Annotated in this window: 14 protein-coding genes; 5 read left to right on the forward strand and 9 right to left on the reverse strand. The window is 58.2% G+C overall.

Annotated features, from left to right (window positions below; translation table 11 throughout):
* Positions 1 to 32: 32 nt before the first annotated feature.
* The 9 genes from ACR0C3_RS01925 to ACR0C3_RS01965 all read right to left on the reverse strand — a co-directional run bounded on the left by ACR0C3_RS01925 (position 33) and on the right by ACR0C3_RS01965 (position 10,626).
* The gene (locus ACR0C3_RS01925; RefSeq protein WP_170467085.1) at positions 33 to 488 is read right to left on the reverse strand and encodes a cytochrome c-type biogenesis protein; all 456 of its coding nucleotides are present in this window, start codon (positions 486 to 488) and stop codon (positions 33 to 35) included.
* Entirely contained in the window at positions 485 to 2,449 is a 1,965-nt protein-coding gene (locus ACR0C3_RS01930) for a heme lyase CcmF/NrfE family subunit (protein ID WP_480756873.1), read from the reverse strand. Before ACR0C3_RS01930 ends, ACR0C3_RS01925 begins: the two co-directional genes overlap by 4 nt.
* Before the next feature lie 75 nt (positions 2,450 to 2,524).
* Positions 2,525 to 3,100 (reverse strand): holin family protein, encoded by a 576-nt coding sequence (locus tag ACR0C3_RS01935; protein ID WP_480756875.1) that lies wholly within the window; start codon positions 3,098 to 3,100, stop codon positions 2,525 to 2,527.
* Positions 3,091 to 3,702: a holin-associated N-acetylmuramidase gene (locus ACR0C3_RS01940; RefSeq protein WP_480756877.1), complete on the reverse strand. Its 612-nt coding sequence runs from the start codon at positions 3,700 to 3,702 to the stop codon at positions 3,091 to 3,093. Before ACR0C3_RS01940 ends, ACR0C3_RS01935 begins: the two co-directional genes overlap by 10 nt.
* A gap of 151 nt (positions 3,703 to 3,853) precedes the next feature.
* Positions 3,854 to 4,300, reverse strand: a complete 447-nt coding sequence (gene ccmE / locus ACR0C3_RS01945; protein ID WP_170467093.1) for a cytochrome c maturation protein CcmE — start codon at positions 4,298 to 4,300, stop codon at positions 3,854 to 3,856.
* A 7-nt stretch (positions 4,301 to 4,307) separates the two neighbouring features.
* On the reverse strand, positions 4,308 to 5,336 hold the full coding sequence (gene argC, locus ACR0C3_RS01950; RefSeq protein ID WP_480756879.1) for an N-acetyl-gamma-glutamyl-phosphate reductase: 1,029 nt from the start codon (positions 5,334 to 5,336) through the stop codon (positions 4,308 to 4,310).
* Positions 5,337 to 5,430: 94 nt separating this feature from the next.
* Positions 5,431 to 6,240, reverse strand: coding sequence for a glutamate racemase (locus tag ACR0C3_RS01955; RefSeq protein ID WP_480756881.1), 810 nt, complete (start codon positions 6,238 to 6,240; stop codon positions 5,431 to 5,433).
* Positions 6,241 to 6,247: 7 nt separating this feature from the next.
* Positions 6,248 to 7,126 carry a lysophospholipid acyltransferase family protein gene (locus ACR0C3_RS01960; RefSeq protein ID WP_480756882.1) on the reverse strand — a complete coding sequence of 293 codons (879 nt, stop codon included), beginning with the start codon at positions 7,124 to 7,126 and terminating at the stop codon, positions 6,248 to 6,250.
* A gap of 80 nt (positions 7,127 to 7,206) precedes the next feature.
* Positions 7,207 to 10,626 carry an indolepyruvate ferredoxin oxidoreductase family protein gene (locus ACR0C3_RS01965; protein WP_480756884.1) on the reverse strand — a complete coding sequence of 1,140 codons (3,420 nt, stop codon included), beginning with the start codon at positions 10,624 to 10,626 and terminating at the stop codon, positions 7,207 to 7,209.
* Positions 10,627 to 10,795: 169 nt separating this feature from the next.
* Here ACR0C3_RS01965 and ACR0C3_RS01970 point away from each other — a divergent pair, with 169 nt between their 5' ends.
* The 5 genes from ACR0C3_RS01970 to grxD all read left to right on the forward strand — a co-directional run bounded on the left by ACR0C3_RS01970 (position 10,796) and on the right by grxD (position 17,600).
* Complete coding sequence (locus ACR0C3_RS01970) at positions 10,796 to 11,704, forward strand: LysR family transcriptional regulator (protein WP_170373615.1); 909 nt, start codon at positions 10,796 to 10,798, stop codon at positions 11,702 to 11,704.
* Between the two features lie 299 nt (positions 11,705 to 12,003).
* Entirely contained in the window at positions 12,004 to 14,265 is a 2,262-nt protein-coding gene (locus ACR0C3_RS01975) for a mechanosensitive ion channel family protein (protein ID WP_480756886.1), read from the forward strand.
* Positions 14,266 to 14,453: 188 nt separating this feature from the next.
* The gene (purL, locus tag ACR0C3_RS01980; protein ID WP_170548958.1) at positions 14,454 to 16,613 is read left to right on the forward strand and encodes a phosphoribosylformylglycinamidine synthase subunit PurL; all 2,160 of its coding nucleotides are present in this window, start codon (positions 14,454 to 14,456) and stop codon (positions 16,611 to 16,613) included.
* Positions 16,614 to 16,751: 138 nt separating this feature from the next.
* A complete protein-coding gene (locus tag ACR0C3_RS01985) occupies positions 16,752 to 16,988 on the forward strand; it encodes a BolA/IbaG family iron-sulfur metabolism protein (protein WP_170373612.1) in 237 nt (78 codons plus the stop codon).
* Positions 16,989 to 17,237: 249 nt separating this feature from the next.
* Positions 17,238 to 17,600, forward strand: coding sequence for a Grx4 family monothiol glutaredoxin (gene grxD, locus ACR0C3_RS01990; protein WP_170458109.1), 363 nt, complete (start codon positions 17,238 to 17,240; stop codon positions 17,598 to 17,600).
* Position 17,601 lies beyond the last annotated feature (1 nt).

The raw sequence follows: 17,601 nt of genomic DNA on the forward strand, positions 1-17,601 counted from the left end.
ATTCACAGGCCGAGGAAAAGCAGAACCACGCGTCAGTCTTTCAGAATTTGGCGCAGGCGCTCTTTTTCGGCGTCGCTCAGCCCGTCGCTTTCACCCAGCGCTTGCGCCTTGGCGCGGTTGCGCAGAAAGACCAAGCCGACACCGGCCGCAATCAGCAACATGATCGGCCCGGCTAGCCACAGCATCAGGTTCGAGCCCGTAACCGTCGGCTTCAGCAGCACATATTCACCATAGCGGTCAACAATGAAGGCAATTGCCTCTTCATCCGTATCCCCGGCCACCAGCCTTTCGCGTACCAGCAAGCGCAGGTCGCGCGCTAGATCGGCATTACTTTCGTCGATGCTCTCGTTTCGACAGACCAGACAGCGCAACCCGGTGCTGAGGTCGCGGGCGCGTTGTTCCAGGACCGGATCGTCCAGAACTTCGTCGGGCTGCACGGCAAATCCCGGCGCCGCCAACAGCATAAGGATCAGGATCAGACGTTTCATTCTGCGGGTACTCCGGCCGAAGGCGCTTTGCGTGCGCCAGCCGCTACACGGAATCGACGATCGCAGAGGCTGAGGACGCCGCCCAAAGCCATCATGAGGCATCCGGCCCAAATCCAGTTGGCGAAGGGTTTAATGTAGGTCCGCAAGACCCAGCCCCCATCCGCCTGTTGATCCCCGATCACCACATAGAGATCGCGCATGATCCGGTAGTCAATCGCCGCCTCGGTGGTGGGCATACGCGCAACCGGATAGTCGCGTTTTTCGGGATGCAGCGTCCCGACCATGCGCCCGTTGGTCTCCACCTTCACATCCGCCATGGTCGAGAAATAATTCGGCCCTTGAACGCGATTGACATCCTCCAGCGTCAAGGTGAATTGGCCAACCTCAAAAGGCTGACCCGGTTGGGCGACGCGGATATCCTCAACCTCCCACGCGGTCAGACCGGCGATGGCGAAGATGGTCACACCCAGACCCGTGTGGGCAACCGCCTTGCCCCAATCGGCCCCCGGCAAGCGGAACAGGCGTTTCACGCTGCCGTTGCGTCCCGTCCGGCTCCACAAATCGAGAACGGCGCCGAAGGTGATCCATGCGCCCAGAAACAGACCAATTGGCCCCAAAGCACTGCGTCCCGTCTGCATTGCCCAGACCAGCACGCCAAGGGCGACAGCCAACACAAACGCATAGCGCAACGACCACGCTGTCTTGCCCAGTTTGCCGCGCTTCCACGGCAACATCGCGCCAACCGGCAGGACCAGCCCCAACAGCACCATGAATGGCGTGAAGGCCGCGTTAAAGAACGGCGGTCCGACCGAGAGCTTCCGGTCAAACATCATCTCGGCAACCATCGGCCACATGGTGCCTACGAACACCACGAAACAGCTAACGGCCAGCAGAACGTTATTCACGACCAGCGCGCTCTCACGGCTGACCATGCCAAAGACGCCTTTCGCCTCCATCGCCTGCGCCCGCGCCGCAAACAGCGTCAGCGCACCGCCGATAAAGAACACAAGGATCAACAGAATGAACACGCCCCGCTCTGGATCTGTTGCGAAGGCATGTACCGAGGTCAGAAGCCCCGAGCGCACAATAAATGTCCCAATCAGCGAGAACCCGAAGGCAATGATCGCTAGCAGGATTGTCCAGCTCTTCAGCGCCTCGCGCTTCTCCACGACGATGGCCGAGTGCAACAATGCAGCCGCCAGCAGCCATGGCATGAACGAGGCATTCTCGACTGGATCCCAGAACCAGAAGCCACCCCAGCCAAGCTCATAATAGGCCCACCACGACCCCAGCGCGATCCCGATGGTCAGAAACACCCAAGCGGCCAGCGTCCACGGCCGTACCCAACGGCCCCAAGCGGCATCAATACGTCCCTCGATCAACGCGGCCACGGCAAAGCTGAACGCCATGCTCAGGCCGACATAGCCCAGATACAGAAACGGCGGGTGGAACGCCAATCCCGGGTCTTGCAGCAGCGGGTTCAGGTCTCGCCCATCGAACGGAGCAATCGCCAGCCGGTCGAACGGGTTCGAGGTAAACAGGATGAAGGCGAAGAACGCCACGGCCACAGCCGACTGCACAGCCAACACCCGCGCTTTCAACGTCGGCGGCAGGCCAGCTCCAAAAAACGCAGCCATCGCACCGAATAGGGTCACAATCAGCACCCACAACAGCATCGAGCCTTCGTGGTTCCCCCATGTCCCACTGATTTTGTAGATCATAGGTTTCGCCGAATGACTGTTCTCAACCACGATCCTCAGCGAGAAATCCGACGTAGTGAACGCCCAGACCAGCGCTCCGAAGGAAAATGCCGTCAGCAGGAATTGTGAGATTGCCGCCGGTTCCGCAAACGCCATCCATCCAGCCCAGCGTTTCGATGCCCCGATCAGGGGCACCACGCTTTGCACGATAGCGACGAAGAAGGCGAGGATTAGCGCGAAGTGACCTAGCTCTGTAACCATAGGGCAGGATATATGCCGGAGGCACGGCAATCGCCAACCACTTTCGTTTGATTTCTGGGCACATAGTGTCGCAACTTAGCCCCGCTCGCGTCGCCAATCCTCTAAAGCCGGGTTCACATCAGCCAACGAGCTCTCTTGCGACAAGCGGGCATCCGGCCCCGTATCTGCCACACCGGGTCGGTCACCGCGCATATTTCCAAGCGCATCAAGATTAGCCAAAACCGTCGGAGTCCGCGCCATCACGCCTGAGATCTCGCGTTGCAAATCCTGCGATTTCGCCTGATGCCGCGCCCCGAAATAGAAAGAGACAATCACACCCAGCAACCACCACAAAGGCTCGGGCACGAGCGCGATCCCCTGCATTCGCGCCGAAAACCAGATTGGATCGATCATGGCGGCTGCAAACAAGCCCAACGTTCCCAGCGCCAAGGCCGGACGCGGAAGACGGTTCAACCCATCCATGAACCGGTCGAACATTCCTTTGGGTGGTCTCTGAAATTCAGCCCCGAACTGTGTCATGGCCTGAGTTTGCGCCACCATTCGGCGCTGGGCACCCGAATCGGCGTTTTCCCGAAAGACCTCCACGGTTTCGCGCACCACGTTGCGCCCGCCACCGAACAAGAACCCCAAAACACCCGAGATCAATCCCATCTCGCAACCCTCCTCTGAAACGCCTCATCGCTCAAGTGATAGCGATCAGACAGGAACTCTTCCGCCCGTCTGATCCAACCGCCTTTACCGCCCGCACGGGTACGCGCATACTTTCGCGACGCGGGACGCCGATCTGCGAGCCGAAAGTAATAGTTCCGCCGCGCCACCCCATAAGCGTCCCGCAACTGAACCGGGTTCGGGTGCGCTGCGTCCTGACTGGCGCCTATGGTTTGTGGGCCGATAACCCCGTCCACCACAACGCCAAAACCCATCTTCACCAACAGCGATTGCAAAATGCGCACTGCCTGCGCGCCCGCATTGACATACATGTCGAACACACTGGCCTGCATCGCCTCGGGCAAAGCGGCGATCCCCGGTTTCTCAAAATAATGCTGCACAAAGATATCAACCGCCTGCGCGCGGCTGAGCACCCTTACATCCGCGGCATCAACCACCCCGTCCCGCGTCAAATCCAAGCTCAAACGCCGCATCGTGTGAATGTTCACGCCGAAATTTGTGGCTCCTCCCGGATCATCCGGATCATCCACAAACCCGCCTTCCCGACGTACAATCTCTTCGGCAATCTGTCGAACCGTCTGCATCACGACCCCCACCTGCATCAGTCGAGGGAACGATCCTGCAAACTCCTTAACAACCCCAAACGAAACAGAGCGCCGCCTGCCATCCGCACGCAACGCCCCTACTTCTTCTGTTCAAAAATACCTCCGCCGGAGGCACGCAGCGCAGCTGCGTTCAGCTTTCGCCAGGATCCTTGTAAACGCCCTGTTCTTTCAAGGCGTCCATGACCTCTTTCGGCATGTAAGTCTCATCATGTTTAGCAAGGATTTCAGTCGCTTCAAATACACCGTTCACGTAGCGACCCGTCCCAACCATGCCCTCATTTTCCGAGAAGAGATCCGGCAGAACCCCGGTAAAGGCCACGGGAACACTCTCTCCGCCATCGGTGACCACGAAGCGCACCGTTTCGCCCTGCCCCCGCACGATCGAGCCCTCTTCGACCAGACCACCAATTCGAAACACCTCGGTCGGCGCGGGCGGCTCTGCGATCACTTGGCTGGGCGAGCGGAAGAAGTTGATGCCATCGCGCATTGCATACCCAATCAACGCCGTCGACACCGCCAGGGCCGCTACGGCCACCAGAATGATCTGAACTCGACGACGTTTCTTGAGCGTTTTCATGCCGTCCTCACGGGAACAAGGGGGCCATCATCAGCCCTCGGGTTTCATCCTCACCTAACATCAGGTTGGCATTCTGCAAGGCCTGCCCGCTGCTACCTTTTGTCAGGTTATCCAAAGCGGCGATCACAATCGCGCGCCGTTCGATCCGGTCCGCAACAACACCTATGTGGCAGAAATTCGATCCCCGCACATGGTGGGTCGAGGGCGCCTCGCCCATCGGCAGAACCTCGATAAAAGGCTCTTCAGCATAGACTTTTGCCAGCGTTTCGTAAACGCTCTGCGGGTCGCCCTTCACGTAGGAGGTTGCCAGAATACCCCGGTTCGCCGGGATCAGGTGCGGTGTGAATTGGATATGCACCGTGCGCCCGGCCAGTTTCGAAAACTCCTGATCGAATTCGCCCAAATGCCGGTGCGTGCCACCGATGGCATAGGCATTCGCGCCTTCGCTCAGTTCCGCATGCAGCAGGTTTTCTTTCAACGACCGACCAGCGCCCGAAACGGCGCATTTCAGGTCGAGGATGATGTCGTCCAGATCAATAACCCCAGCCGAAATCAGCGGCCGCAGCACATATTGTCCGGTTGCCGCGTTGCAGCCCGTACCGGCCACAAGCCGTGCGGTCCGAATGTCGTCACGATAGAACTCGGTAAGGCCATAAACCGCCTCTTCCTGCTGCTCCAACGCGCTATGCGGGTTGCCGTACCATTTTTTATACTCATCGGCGTCCTGCAGCCGGAAATCGGCTGAAAGGTCGATGATCTTCAGATTCTTCGGCAGGTCCCGGATCACTTCCTGACTGGTTTTATGCGGCAAAGCGCAGAAACACAGGTCGATCTGGGAAAAGTCGATCTCAGAAATCTTACACAGATCCGGCAGGTAAATATGGCGCAGATGCGGGAAAACCTGTGCCATCGACAGGCCCGCCTTACGTTCCGCCGCCAGAGCCACGATCTCCATGTTCGGGTGTTCGGCGATCAGACGCACCAGTTCAGCGCCAGTATAGCCCGAGGCGCCCAGAATTGCGATTTTATGGGTCATGTCAGACCTCTTCTTTGCATGTGTCACATATCATGACCGCCACTGTGACGGTCTTGGATTTAGAAAATCGGAAGGGAGGCGTCCTTGACCTAAATCAGGCCGCCTCAAACGAGATTTGTCGTCGGAGGAATTGTGTCGCCCGATCACTGACAAAACCGGGCTTGCCGGTGGTCAGATAGCCACCTTCCCCTTCACCCAGCATGGTCGGATGGCGTTCTAGATAATCGGCCAGGCTTTCGGCCACCAGATCGCCCTGGCTGAACACCTGAACATCCGCACCCAGAGCGGCCTGAAACGTCTCGGCCATCAATGGGTAGTGCGTACAGCCGAGAATGGCAGCTTGAGGTTCGGGCATCTTGCGTTTCAACGCATCCACATGGCTTCGCACCAGTGCCTCGGCCAGAATCAAATCTCCGTCTTCAATGGCATCGACAACGCCGCCGCAGGCCTGTGCCTCGACATCCACACCAATCGCGCGAAACGCCAGTTCCCGCTGGAAGGCGCGGCTGGAGACTGTGGCGGGCGTTGCAAACAAGGCCACATGCTTGACGGCAACTTCTCGTGGAGGCGAGTTGTCGCCCCATTGCCGCTCGGTCAGCGCCTCGATCAAGGGGACAAAGACCCCCAGAACGCGTTTGCCCTCCGGCACGCCCTCCTCTTGCATCCGACGCAGGGCAGCCGCGCTGGCGGTATTGCAGGCCAGAATCACCAGATTGCAGCCGCGATCCCACAGGTCGTAAACCGCCTTTCGGGTCAGCTGATAGATATCCTCGGCATCGCGCACGCCATAAGGCGCATGCGCACTGTCCGCGTAATACAGGAAATCCACGTCGGGCAGCCGTTGCTGCGCGGCGTTCAGGACGGTCAGACCGCCCAAACCGGAATCAAAGATACCTACTGCCATAAGCCCTTCAGGCGCGATGCCGTTCCTCAAATTCATAGCCGTAGTCAAAAGACTTCAGCGGTGTCGGAGACAGCTCATACGTGGCTTTGCGCAGGAAATCCATCATCTTGCGCGTATCCTTGCTGAGTGGGTCCAGAACATCACGGGTAATCGGCTCGCCGATAACCACTCTTACAGGCGTATCAACGCGTTTCTTGAACTCCTTGATCAGCAATCCCATCCGCAGGGTGTTGTGCAAGTGGCTGGCGATCTGGAACAAACGAGACGTGTGGCCGTCAAAGAAAACCGGCACCACGGTCGCGTTCGATTTGGCAACCATCCGAGCTGTAAAACCCCGCCAACCGGGGTCCATCGGGTGGTCGAACGGCGTAAGGGCCGTGCTGACGGTTCCACCCGGGAAAATCCCTATCGCCCCACCCTCGCCAAGATAGTTCAAGGCGGTCTTGCGGGTCTCAAGGTTCAGCTTCATCGCCTCTTTCGTCTCATCAAAAGAGATCGGCAGGATGATGCGGTTCAGATCTTCTGCCTTGCGGAACACGCGATGGGCCAGAATCCGGAAATCGCCGCGCGTTTCAGACAGGATATGCCCCATCATCAATCCGTCCAGAATGCCGTAAGGGTGATTGGCAATCAGGATCAGGGGGCCGTCCTTCGGGATATTCGACAGCGCCCCGCCCACAACATCCAGCGTCAAACCGTAGCGTTCGACCATGACATCCCAGAAATCGCGCCCCTTGGCGACGTCTTGTTCGTACCCGTCCGCACGCTTGATCAGGCGCATGCGGCCTGTGGTGTTTTCCATCAGCTTGATGACCATCCGACCGCCCTTGGTTTCGGCGGAATGGGCATAAGAAATGTCTCGAACGACATGACGGCGCGAGGGCATCTGAGGACTCCGGAACTAACTGCCTGCATTATACGTTAAGCGGAGATTTTGCCTAGCGAAGGTGACAGGTTTGTGACGCCTCATTCCGCCGCAGCGCGCATCTCGGGCCCGCCGCTGCGGATCGTCGCCAGTAGCTCCTCGCGCCGTTTTGCAGCTTTGGCTTCGTTTTGCATCAAAACAGGGCCAAAGCCACGGATATCCAGTGGTAAACGGGCCAGTGCAACAATCGCATCCTGTGTGTCTTCCGTTCTCAGTGGCAGTACCTCTTTCATGTCCTGTTCGTACTGTTTGATCAGCGCGCGCTCCATCCGTCGCTCGGCCGAGTAGCCGAAGACATCCAAAGGCGTGCCGCGCAAGGTCTTTAATTTGGCCAACAGCTTAAGAGGCCCAAGCATCCATTCCCCAAAGGCGCGCTTGCGCGGTCTGCCATTGCTACCCTCCCCACCAAAAATCGGCGGGGCTAGATGGAAAGTCATGTTGAAATCGCCGTCGAACTCGGCTGCGGCCTTGTCCCGGCTGGTCAGCAGCAGGCGCGCGACTTCGTATTCATCCTTGTAGGACAACAGCTTGTGGTAGCCTTTTGCCACAGCCTCGCGCAGCGTTTCTTCTGCTATTCCGTCCACCAGCTTGCGGTAGCGTTTCGCCAATCGGGCCGACTGGTAGTCGGTCAGGTGCTGCGCCCGGAAGTCGATCATTTGGTCCAGGGTCTTGGGCAATTCCGAGACGGAAGGTGCCAGTATCGCCTGTGCCTCCTCCGGGTGTAGAACAGCCCAGCGACCCACATCAAAAGCCCGTTTGTTGCGTTCCACGGCGGTTCCGTTCAGCTCAATCGCGGTCATGATCGCCTCATGACTGACAGGCAGAGTACCGCGCTGCCATGCCGCGCCGAAGACCATCATGTTGGAGTAGATCGAATCGCCCATCACGATCTTGGCCAGATCGGTCGCATCGAACAGGCTCACCCCGTTCTTCAGCCGCGCTTTCAGCGCCAGCTCCAACTGGTCGCCCGGAATACGGAATTCTGTATCGCGGGTAAAATCGCCGGTCACCGTGTTGTGGTTGTTGACCACCGCGCCGGTCTGTCCGGCCCGTGTCAGGCCCAGAGTTTTTGCCCCGGCCGAAACCACTAGGTCGCCGCCGATCAGCGCATGCGCCTCGCCGGTTGCGACGCGAATGGCGCTAATATCTTCCGGTCTGTTCGCCAGACGGCAATGGATGTGCACCGCGCCGCCTTTTTGGGCGAGGCCGGCCATCTCCATCATACCCGCGCCTTTGCCGTCAATCTGTGCCGCTTGCGCCAGAATCGCCCCGAGGGTCACAACACCTGTGCCACCAATTCCGGTGATAACCACATTATGCGTACCCTTGATTTGCGGCAGATCAGGCATCGGCAGATCGGGCAGATCAAGCTGTTTGGTCGCCTCTTTCCGGATCTTTGCCCCTCCCAAGGAAACAAAGGACGGACAGAACCCGTTCAGGCACGAGAAATCCTTGTTGCAGCTGGATTGATCAATCGCGCGTTTGCGGCCCAGTTCGGTCTCCTTGGGCACGATTGAGACGCAGTTTGACTGCACCCCGCAATCACCGCATCCTTCACAAATATCGGTATTGATGAAGACACGCTTGTCCGGGTCCGGAAACTCACCGCGCTTGCGGCGACGGCGTTTCTCGGCCGCGCAGGTCTGGACATAGACGATGACCGAGACGCCCTCGATTTCGCGGAACCGATCCTGCACTTTCATCAACTCAGCGCGTTCAAAGCTCTCTACACCCGACGGCAGAGCCCCAAGGCTAACGTCTTCCTTTTCATCATAGACCAGAGCCACATGCTGCACGCCCATGGCCTTCACCTCGTCCACGATCCGTTCAGCGGTCAAATCACCTTCGTTCCCCTGCCCGCCAGTCATCGCAACCGCATCGTTGAACAGGATTTTGAAGGTGATGTTGGTGCCCGCCGACAGCGCCGCGCGCATCGCCTGCACGCCGGAGTGGTTATACGTACCGTCACCCAAGTTCTGAAACACGTGTTTGGTGGTCGAAAACGGAGCCTCACCAATCCAGTTCGCACCCTCGCCGCCCATCTGAGTGAAGCCGGTCGTCTCCCGATCCATCCACTGCACCATGTAGTGGCATCCGATGCCTGCATAGGCGCGGCTACCCTCTGGCACTTTGGTTGAACTGTTGTGCGGACAGCCCGAGCAGAAATAGGGCAACCGCGTCGCGATTTCTTGCGCGTTGTCTGCACGCCGCGCCTCTGACAGTTTGGCGAGGCCTGCGCGGACGCCATCCGTTTCGCGCCCCTCTTCAATCAGGATGTCACCCAGCTTTTCGGCAATCATGATAGGGTCCAATGCGCCGCGTGTGGGGAACAACTCCTCACGATGCAGCGTTCCGGCGCCGCCCTTGTACCAGCCATAAACGCGGCGACCCCGGCGGTCGTCAAAAATTGCCTCTTTGACCTGCACCTCAATCAGCTTGCGTTTTTCTTCAACGATCACAATCAGGTCCAGTCCTTCAGCCCAATCATGGAACCCGGCCATATCCAGCGGGAACGTCTGCCCGATCTTGTAAGTCGTGATGCCCAGCCGTTCCGCCTCGGCTTCATCAATGTTCAGCAAAGACAGCGCGTGGGTCAGGTCCAGCCAGTTTTTACCCGCCGCAACGAACCCGATCTTGGCCCCCGGCTTGCCCCAGACACGTTTGTCCAGCTTGTTGGCATGCGAGAACGTCTCGGCCGCGAAACGCTTGTAGTCGATTACGCGGGCCTCTTGCAGATGCGGCGTATCACCAAGGCGGATGTTCAACCCACCCTCGGGCATGTCGAACTCGGGGATCACGACGCCCATCCGGTCGGGCCTGCCATCGACGACCGAGGTCACCTCGATCGTGTCCTTCATCGTTTTAAGACCAACCCAGACACCCGCGAACCGGCTGAGCGCAAAGCCGTAAATGCCGTAGTCCAGAATCTCCTGCACGCCTGCAGGGCTGACCACGGGCATATACATATCGACCAAAGACCATTCCGATTGGTGCAATACGGTTGAGCTTTCACCCGTGTGGTCGTCACCCATCGCCATCAGCACACCGCCATATTGCGCGGTGCCCGCCATATTAGCGTGGCGCATCACATCGCCAGACCGGTCGACCCCCGGCCCTTTGCCGTACCAAAGACCAAACACGCCGTCATACCGGCCATCGCCGCGGAGGCCCGCCTGCTGGCTGCCCCAAAGCGCAGTGGCGGCCAGATCCTCGTTCAATCCGTATTGAAAGGTAACGTCGCTGCTAGCCAGATAGCGCTGGGCACGCATCATCTGCTGATCCACCGCACCCAGAGGTGAGCCACGATAGCCGGTCACCAGTCCGGCGGTGTTCAACCCGGCCTGTTGATCGCGGGCCTTCTGCATCAGCATCAGACGCACAAGCGCCTGTGTTCCGTTCAAAAGAACGGGTGATTTCTCAAGATCGAAGCGGTCGTTCAGCGTTATGTGTGGCTGACTCATCAGACGTCTCCCCTCGTCAGATCAGTGTGCTTTATATTCACGCATTTTAGGTCATAATTATTGACCTGTATAGCCATTATCCCCTGAATCCCAAGGATTTCATGGTTTGATTGTGGTACTTGTTACCTATTTCATATAGGGCTTCACGAGGATAACGAAAGTTGCGACGATGGATTGGGACAAGCTTAGAATATTTCACGCGGTGGCAGATGCCGGCAGCCTGACCCATGCGGGGGATAGGCTCAATTTATCTCAATCCGCCGTGAGCCGTCAGATCCGCGCGCTGGAAGAATCGCTCGATGCAACCCTGTTTCACCGCCACGCCCGCGGTCTGATTCTAACCGAACAGGGTGAGTTGCTGTTTGATGCCACCTCGGCCATGTCCAAACGTCTGGACGCCGCCGCCGCCCGCATCCGCGACAGCGAAGAGGAAGTGTTCGGCGTCCTGCGCGTGACCACCACATTCGGCTTCGGCACCCTGTGGCTCGCCCCGCGCCTGCCCAAACTCTACGAACAGTACCCTGATCTGAACATCGACCTGATGCTCGAGGAACGTGTTCTGGACCTGCCCATGCGTGAGGCCGATGTTGCCATCCGCATGAAGGAGCCCAGCCAGGCCGATCTGATCCGCAAACGCCTGATGACCGTCCAAATGAAGCTCTATGCCACGCAGGAGTATCTAGAATCCCATGGCGGGATGCTGAAATCGCTGGAAGAGATCAAAGAACACCGTCTGATCAGCCAGACCCCTTCTGCCCCGCAAGTGGGCGCAAGTGCGGCGATGGTGCGTCATCTGATGACCTTCAATCCGGGGTCCCTGCTGACAGTGAACAACTATTTCGGCGTTCTTCAGGGCGTGTTGCACAATTTGGGAATTGGCGTCCTGCCCGACTACGTAACGCAGGACTTCCCGCACCTCGTTCCGATCCTGTCGGAAATCGAAAACGCGGACGTTCCCGTATACCTCGCTTATCCGGAAGAATTGCGCCATTCCAAGCGGGTCGGAGCGTTCCGCGACTTCGTTCAGGACGAGATCATCGCGCAACGCAAACAACTGAAAATGATGGGTAAACTCTAGCTATGCACTCGAAGCATAGCAGCAATGCTGAACGATCAGATTAAAACTTCTTGAACGTTCACAAACCGACCCCTAAATGAGCACTCGAAGGCGGTGATGCTGAAACGCTCATCATCTTCATACCTCCCTGTTGGACTATGGCCGAGCTTAGTGCTCGGCCTTTTTTTTGGCTTCTCCCGAATTCATTTTTTAGTTTTGCCCAAACTCATCGTCCAGAGCGATGAAATTTCTGGGAAAATCTCCGACACCTGCCTATGATCCGAAAAAACGTTTAAAAATTCGTGTTCGAGGACAGAACCATGATAAGCCCCCTCCGCCTTCTGGCGGCGATTTTTTCACTATTTTTACTGGTCGGCCCCCTGCATGCCCAAGTTGCGGGCTCGTCGACCTCCAACGCGCCTGCCACCGTCGATATCCCCGAGGACCTGACACCCGAACAAGTGGACGATCTGGTCGCCCGTATGTCGGATGATCAGGTCCGCTCAATCCTGTTAGAACGTCTGGACGCGGTGGCCGAGAAAAACGCGGCCGCTGCAGAGGATCGCGAGGATCCGATTACCGAGTTGAATGAAGTCTGGAGCGAAATGGTCGCCTCGTGGACGCATGTCATAACGACCGTCCCCAATCTCTTCAGCGCGCAAGCCACCGCCATCAAGAATTTTGCAACCACCTTCACCTCATTCGGTGCTTTGGTTCTGATGGGGCTGGTTGCAAGTGTTCTGGTTGTGGGCTTCATCGCCGAAAAACTGTTCGAGATTCTGACCCGCCGCTGGCATGTCCAGACCGAGGCCGAAGCCGAAGGCGATCTCTGGGGCGCTGCCCGGTATCTTTTCGGTCGTTTCTGTCGGGAAATCGCAGGGCTTGTAGTCTTTTACGTGGTCATCCGCGCGGTTGGGCGCGGCCTGCTGACGCCCGAGCAAATCACCTATGCCGGGCCGTTTGTGTTCTACCTGATCTGGGTGCCACGGCTGGGTGCCGCTGCCTCGCGCTTTGTACTGGCGCCGAACAAACCCCATTACCGTCTGGTAAATATCGACGATCACTGGGCCAAATACCTGCATCGCAACCTGATCGGGTTGCTGATCCTAATCGGTTTCACCCTGTTCCTGCTGCACTTCAACAGCCTGAACGGCATCACGGGGGATGATACGCGTATCGGCTTCTGGCTGAACGCAGGCATCCACATCTATATCGGCTTGATCGCATGGAAAGCGCGCGAAGGTCTGTCGCAGATGATGCTGGGAACTGACCCGGACCACACCAAGTTCGACGAGGAAGTGGCACATTATTACCCCTACTTCGCCATTGCGGTCTCGGCTGCGACATGGCTGCTGGTCGAGTTTCTGGTGGCTCAGCGCAACCCGGCATCACTGGCTCTGCTGGTTCAGGGGGCGCATTTCACCACCATGTTCTGGCTGTTGATCGCCCCGGCGCTCGACACACTGATCCGAGGGCTTGTCCGGCATCTGCAACCGCCGATGCAGGGCGAAGGGTCGGTAGCCGAACGCGCCTATAAATCAACCAAGCGCAGCTACATCCGTATCGGTCGGGTTCTAGCCGGTATTCTGGTCATCCTGATGATCGCCAATGCCTGGGATCTTGATCTGCAGGAAATCGCTGGTGGAGACGCGGATTCCGGCAGCAAACTGGTGCAGTTCTTCATCATCATCGCCGTGGGCTACATCCTGAACGAGGTCGTCTCGCTCTGGATCAACCGCCGACTGGCGAAAGAGATGACCGCCGCGCAAAGCCCGGACGAAGAAGCCGGCGAAGGCGGCGGTGCTGGTGGCTCGCGTCTGGCAACGGTTCTGCCGCTGCTGCGCGTGACGGCTCAGGTTGCGATTGCCGTGATCTTCGTTTTGCTGGCCTTGGGCGCCCTTGGGCTCGACATCACACCGCTTCTGGCTGGTGCCGGTATCCTGGGTCTGGCCATCGGTTTCGGTGCGCAAAAGCTGGTGTCTGACATCGTTGGCGGGATTTTCTTCCTTATCGACGATGCCTTCCGCGTGGGCGAATATGTCGATGTGGGCGGTACCACAGGGACAGTCGAGAAGATCTCGATCCGCTCCATGCAACTGCGTCACCATCGCGGGCCGGTGCACACCATTCCCTATGGTGAGATTCAGAAGCTGACCAATTACAGCCGCGACTGGGTCATCATGAAGCTGAAGTTCACAGTGCCGTTCGACACCGATCCCAACAAGGTGAAGAAGATCTTCAAGAAGATCGGCGCTGAGATGATGGAGGACGAGACCCACAAGGATGGCTTCCTGCAGCCGTTCAAGTCTCAGGGTGTGTTCGACTTTGACGATGTCGGCATGATCATCCGGGGCAAGTTCATGGCCAAACCCGGCAAGCAGTTCACCCTGCGCAAAGAGATCTTCAACCGCGTCAAAGCCGCCTTCAAAGAAAACGGCATCGACTTCGCACGCCGCGAAGTGCGTGTCGCCATTCCCGGTCTGGATGATGCGGAACACCTGAGTGAAGACCAAAAAGCAGCCGTCGGGGCCGCCGCTGGTGCCGTCGCGCAGCAGGCGCAGCAACAGGATCAGCAGAAGTAAACTCATCCGGCACGCGGCTGTCTCTGTCGCGTGCCGGAACCCTATTTGTGGCTCTGTCCGATCCCCGCAATTTGCACCTTTGTCCGGTTTGCAACAGGACAACGCGCGGAAAGTGCCTTTTCTCTTCCCCCCGGCGTTCCCTTCCCCTAAAAGGCGCCAAACATTGCCATCTCGGGGACCGAAACAGGATGCAAGAGCCAGCCATCACACCTGATCTGATTGCCGCCCACGGGTTGAAGCCCGAGGAATACGACATGATCCTCGAGATCATCGGGCGTGAGCCGACGTTTACCGAGCTAGGCATTTTCTCGGCCATGTGGAACGAGCATTGCTCTTATAAATCCTCCAAGAAATGGCTGCGCACCCTGCCTACATCCGGACCTCAGGTGATCTGCGGCCCGGGTGAGAATGCGGGCGTGGTCGATATCGGCGACGGGCAAGCAGTTGTTTTCAAAATGGAAAGCCACAACCACCCATCTTACATTGAACCCTATCAGGGCGCGGCGACCGGCGTTGGTGGCATTCTGCGCGACGTCTTCACCATGGGCGCGCGCCCGATCGCCTCGATGAACGCCCTGTCCTTTGGTGAGCCCGGCCACCACAAGACCCGCCAGCTGGTCAACGGCGTGGTCGAAGGTATCGGCGGCTACGGCAACTGCTTCGGCGTGCCCTGCGTCGGTGGCGAGGTCCGCTTCCATCCGGCCTATAACGGCAACTGCCTCGTCAATGCCTTCGCCGCAGGTTTGGCTGATAGCGACAAAATCTTCTACTCGGCGGCCTCTGGCGTAGGCATGCCTGTCGTCTATTTGGGCGCCAAGACCGGACGTGATGGCGTTGGCGGTGCGACCATGGCCTCGGCCGAATTCGACGATACCATCGAAGAGAAACGCCCAACCGTTCAGGTTGGCGACCCCTTTACCGAAAAGCGCCTCATGGAGGCGACGCTGGAGCTGATGAAAACTGGCGCCGTGATCTCGATCCAGGACATGGGCGCGGCAGGCCTGACCTGCTCGGCCGTTGAGATGGGCGACAAGGGTGGCTTAGGTGTCCGTTTGGACCTCGAAAACGTACCGCAGCGCGAAGAGAACATGACAGCCTATGAGATGATGCTGTCCGAGTCTCAGGAACGCATGCTGATGGTACTGAAGCCCGAGCTTGAGGCCGAAGCTCGCGCCGTATTCGAAAAGTGGGATCTCGACTTTGCAATCGTCGGTGAGACTATCGCCGAAGACCGTTTCCTGATTATGCACAATGGCGAGGTGAAAGCTGATCTGGTCCTGTCGAAACTCTCCTCGACCGCGCCGGAATATGACCGCCCATGGGTTGCGACGCCCGAGGCTGAGGAATTGGCCGACGTCCCGCAGATCGACCCGATTGATGGTCTGCGCGCCCTGCTCTCTTCGCCCAACTACGCGGGCAAGCAGTGGGTCTATGAGCAGTATGACACCATGGTCATGGCTGACAGCGCCCGCACCCCAGGTCTGGGTGCCGGAATGGTGCGTGTTCATGGCACCGACAAGGTGTTGGCCTTCACCTCGGACGTAACGCCGCGCTATGTCCGCGCCAACCCGGTCGAAGGTGGCAAACAAGCGGTGGCCGAGGCTTATCGTAACCTGACCGCTGTCGGGGCCAAACCACTGGCCACAACCGACAACTTGAACTTCGGCAACCCCGAAAAGCCCGAGATCATGGGCCAGTTCGTGGGCGCCATCCAAGGCATCGGAGCTGCCGTTGGCGCGCTGGACGTACCCATCGTGTCCGGCAACGTCTCGCTTTACAACGAGACCGATGGTCAGGCGATCCTGCCGACCCCGACCATTGGCGCCGTTGGCCTGCTCGACCACACCGATGAGATCATCGGAAACGAGGTGCGCGAAGGTCACGTGGCCCTCGTGATCGGGGAAACCGAAGGCCATCTGGGCCAATCCGCCCTTCTGGCCGAGGTGTTCAACCGCGAAGAAGGCGATGCGCCCCACGTGGATCTTGAGGCCGAGAAGCGTAACGGTGATTTCATTCGAGCCAACCGCGAGATGATCAAGGCCTGCACCGACCTGAGCGACGGTGGCCTCGCGCTTGCCGCGTTTGAACTGGCAGAAGCAGCGGGCGTTGGCGTTCACCTTGACGATGCCTCGACCGAAATCCTATTCGGCGAAGATCAGGCCCGATATCTGGTCGCCTGCAACTTTGATCAGGCCGAGGCATTGATGATCGCAGCTGGTCAGGCCGGCGTCCCGCTGACCTCGGTTGGTCGCTTTACGGGCGAGACGGTCAAGATCGGCAGTTCCGAAGCCCCTCTGGCCGAATTAACTGAGGTTTTCCGCCAAAGCTTTGCCACCGCGGTCGCCTGATCACACTACTCTTTCTACAAACGAATAGTCCCGCGCCCTGATCGGTGCGGGATTTGCATATCTGAAAGACCTTCCACATCTTGCACGCGCCTTCCCATCGCTCTACATCTTGAGAAAGACCTTCAGGAGTAAGCCTAGATGCCAATGAGCGCCCACGAGATTGAAACCCTGCTGCGCGAGAGCTTTCCCAACGCGGAAATTCAGGTTGGCGGCAGCGATGGCGTTCACATGTCCGCCATGGTCGTGGACGAGAGCTTTCGCGGCAAAAACCGCGTCCAGCAACAGCGCGCTGTTTATGCGGCCTTGAAAGGCAAAATGGACGGCCCGGACGGTGACCTGCACGCGCTGGCTTTGACCACCAAAGTTCCTGAGTAAAATGGAACATGCGATTGTAATCTCAATTGCGGTTTTCGTTTTTGTTTTGCTCATCGCGCTGTTGGCGCGGAACAACTCAAAGACTGGGCGCAAGACGAGGCGTGGATCGCCGCCCGGACAGGGATAACACCTCCTATATTCCTCCTATCAATCACATGACGCTACAATTAGCTCGGCAGAGACCCATATCCCCAAGGATACGCAAGATTACGCCAAAGCTATGATGCCGAAGAGCAAAGGAAACGCGAAATGACCGACGTGAAGACCCAGATCGACGAAACCGTCAAAGCCAACGACGTTGTGCTGTATATGAAAGGCACCAAAGAGATGCCTCAGTGCGGTTTCTCATCCCGTGTGGCAGGTGTGCTGAACTACATGGGCGTCGACTACGCTGATGTGAATGTTTTGGCCGACGAAGCAGTCCGTCAGGGCATCAAGGACTATTCGGACTGGCCGACCGTGCCGCAGCTCTATGTCAAAGGCGAGTTTGTCGGTGGTTGCGATATCATCACTGAAATGACCCTGTCGGGTGAATTGGACACGTTGTTTGACGAAAACGGTGTCGGCTACAACAAGGACGCAGCCGACAAAATCCGTGAGGCCAACGCCTGAC

The organism is Ruegeria sp. CK3, from assembly GCF_056536565.1.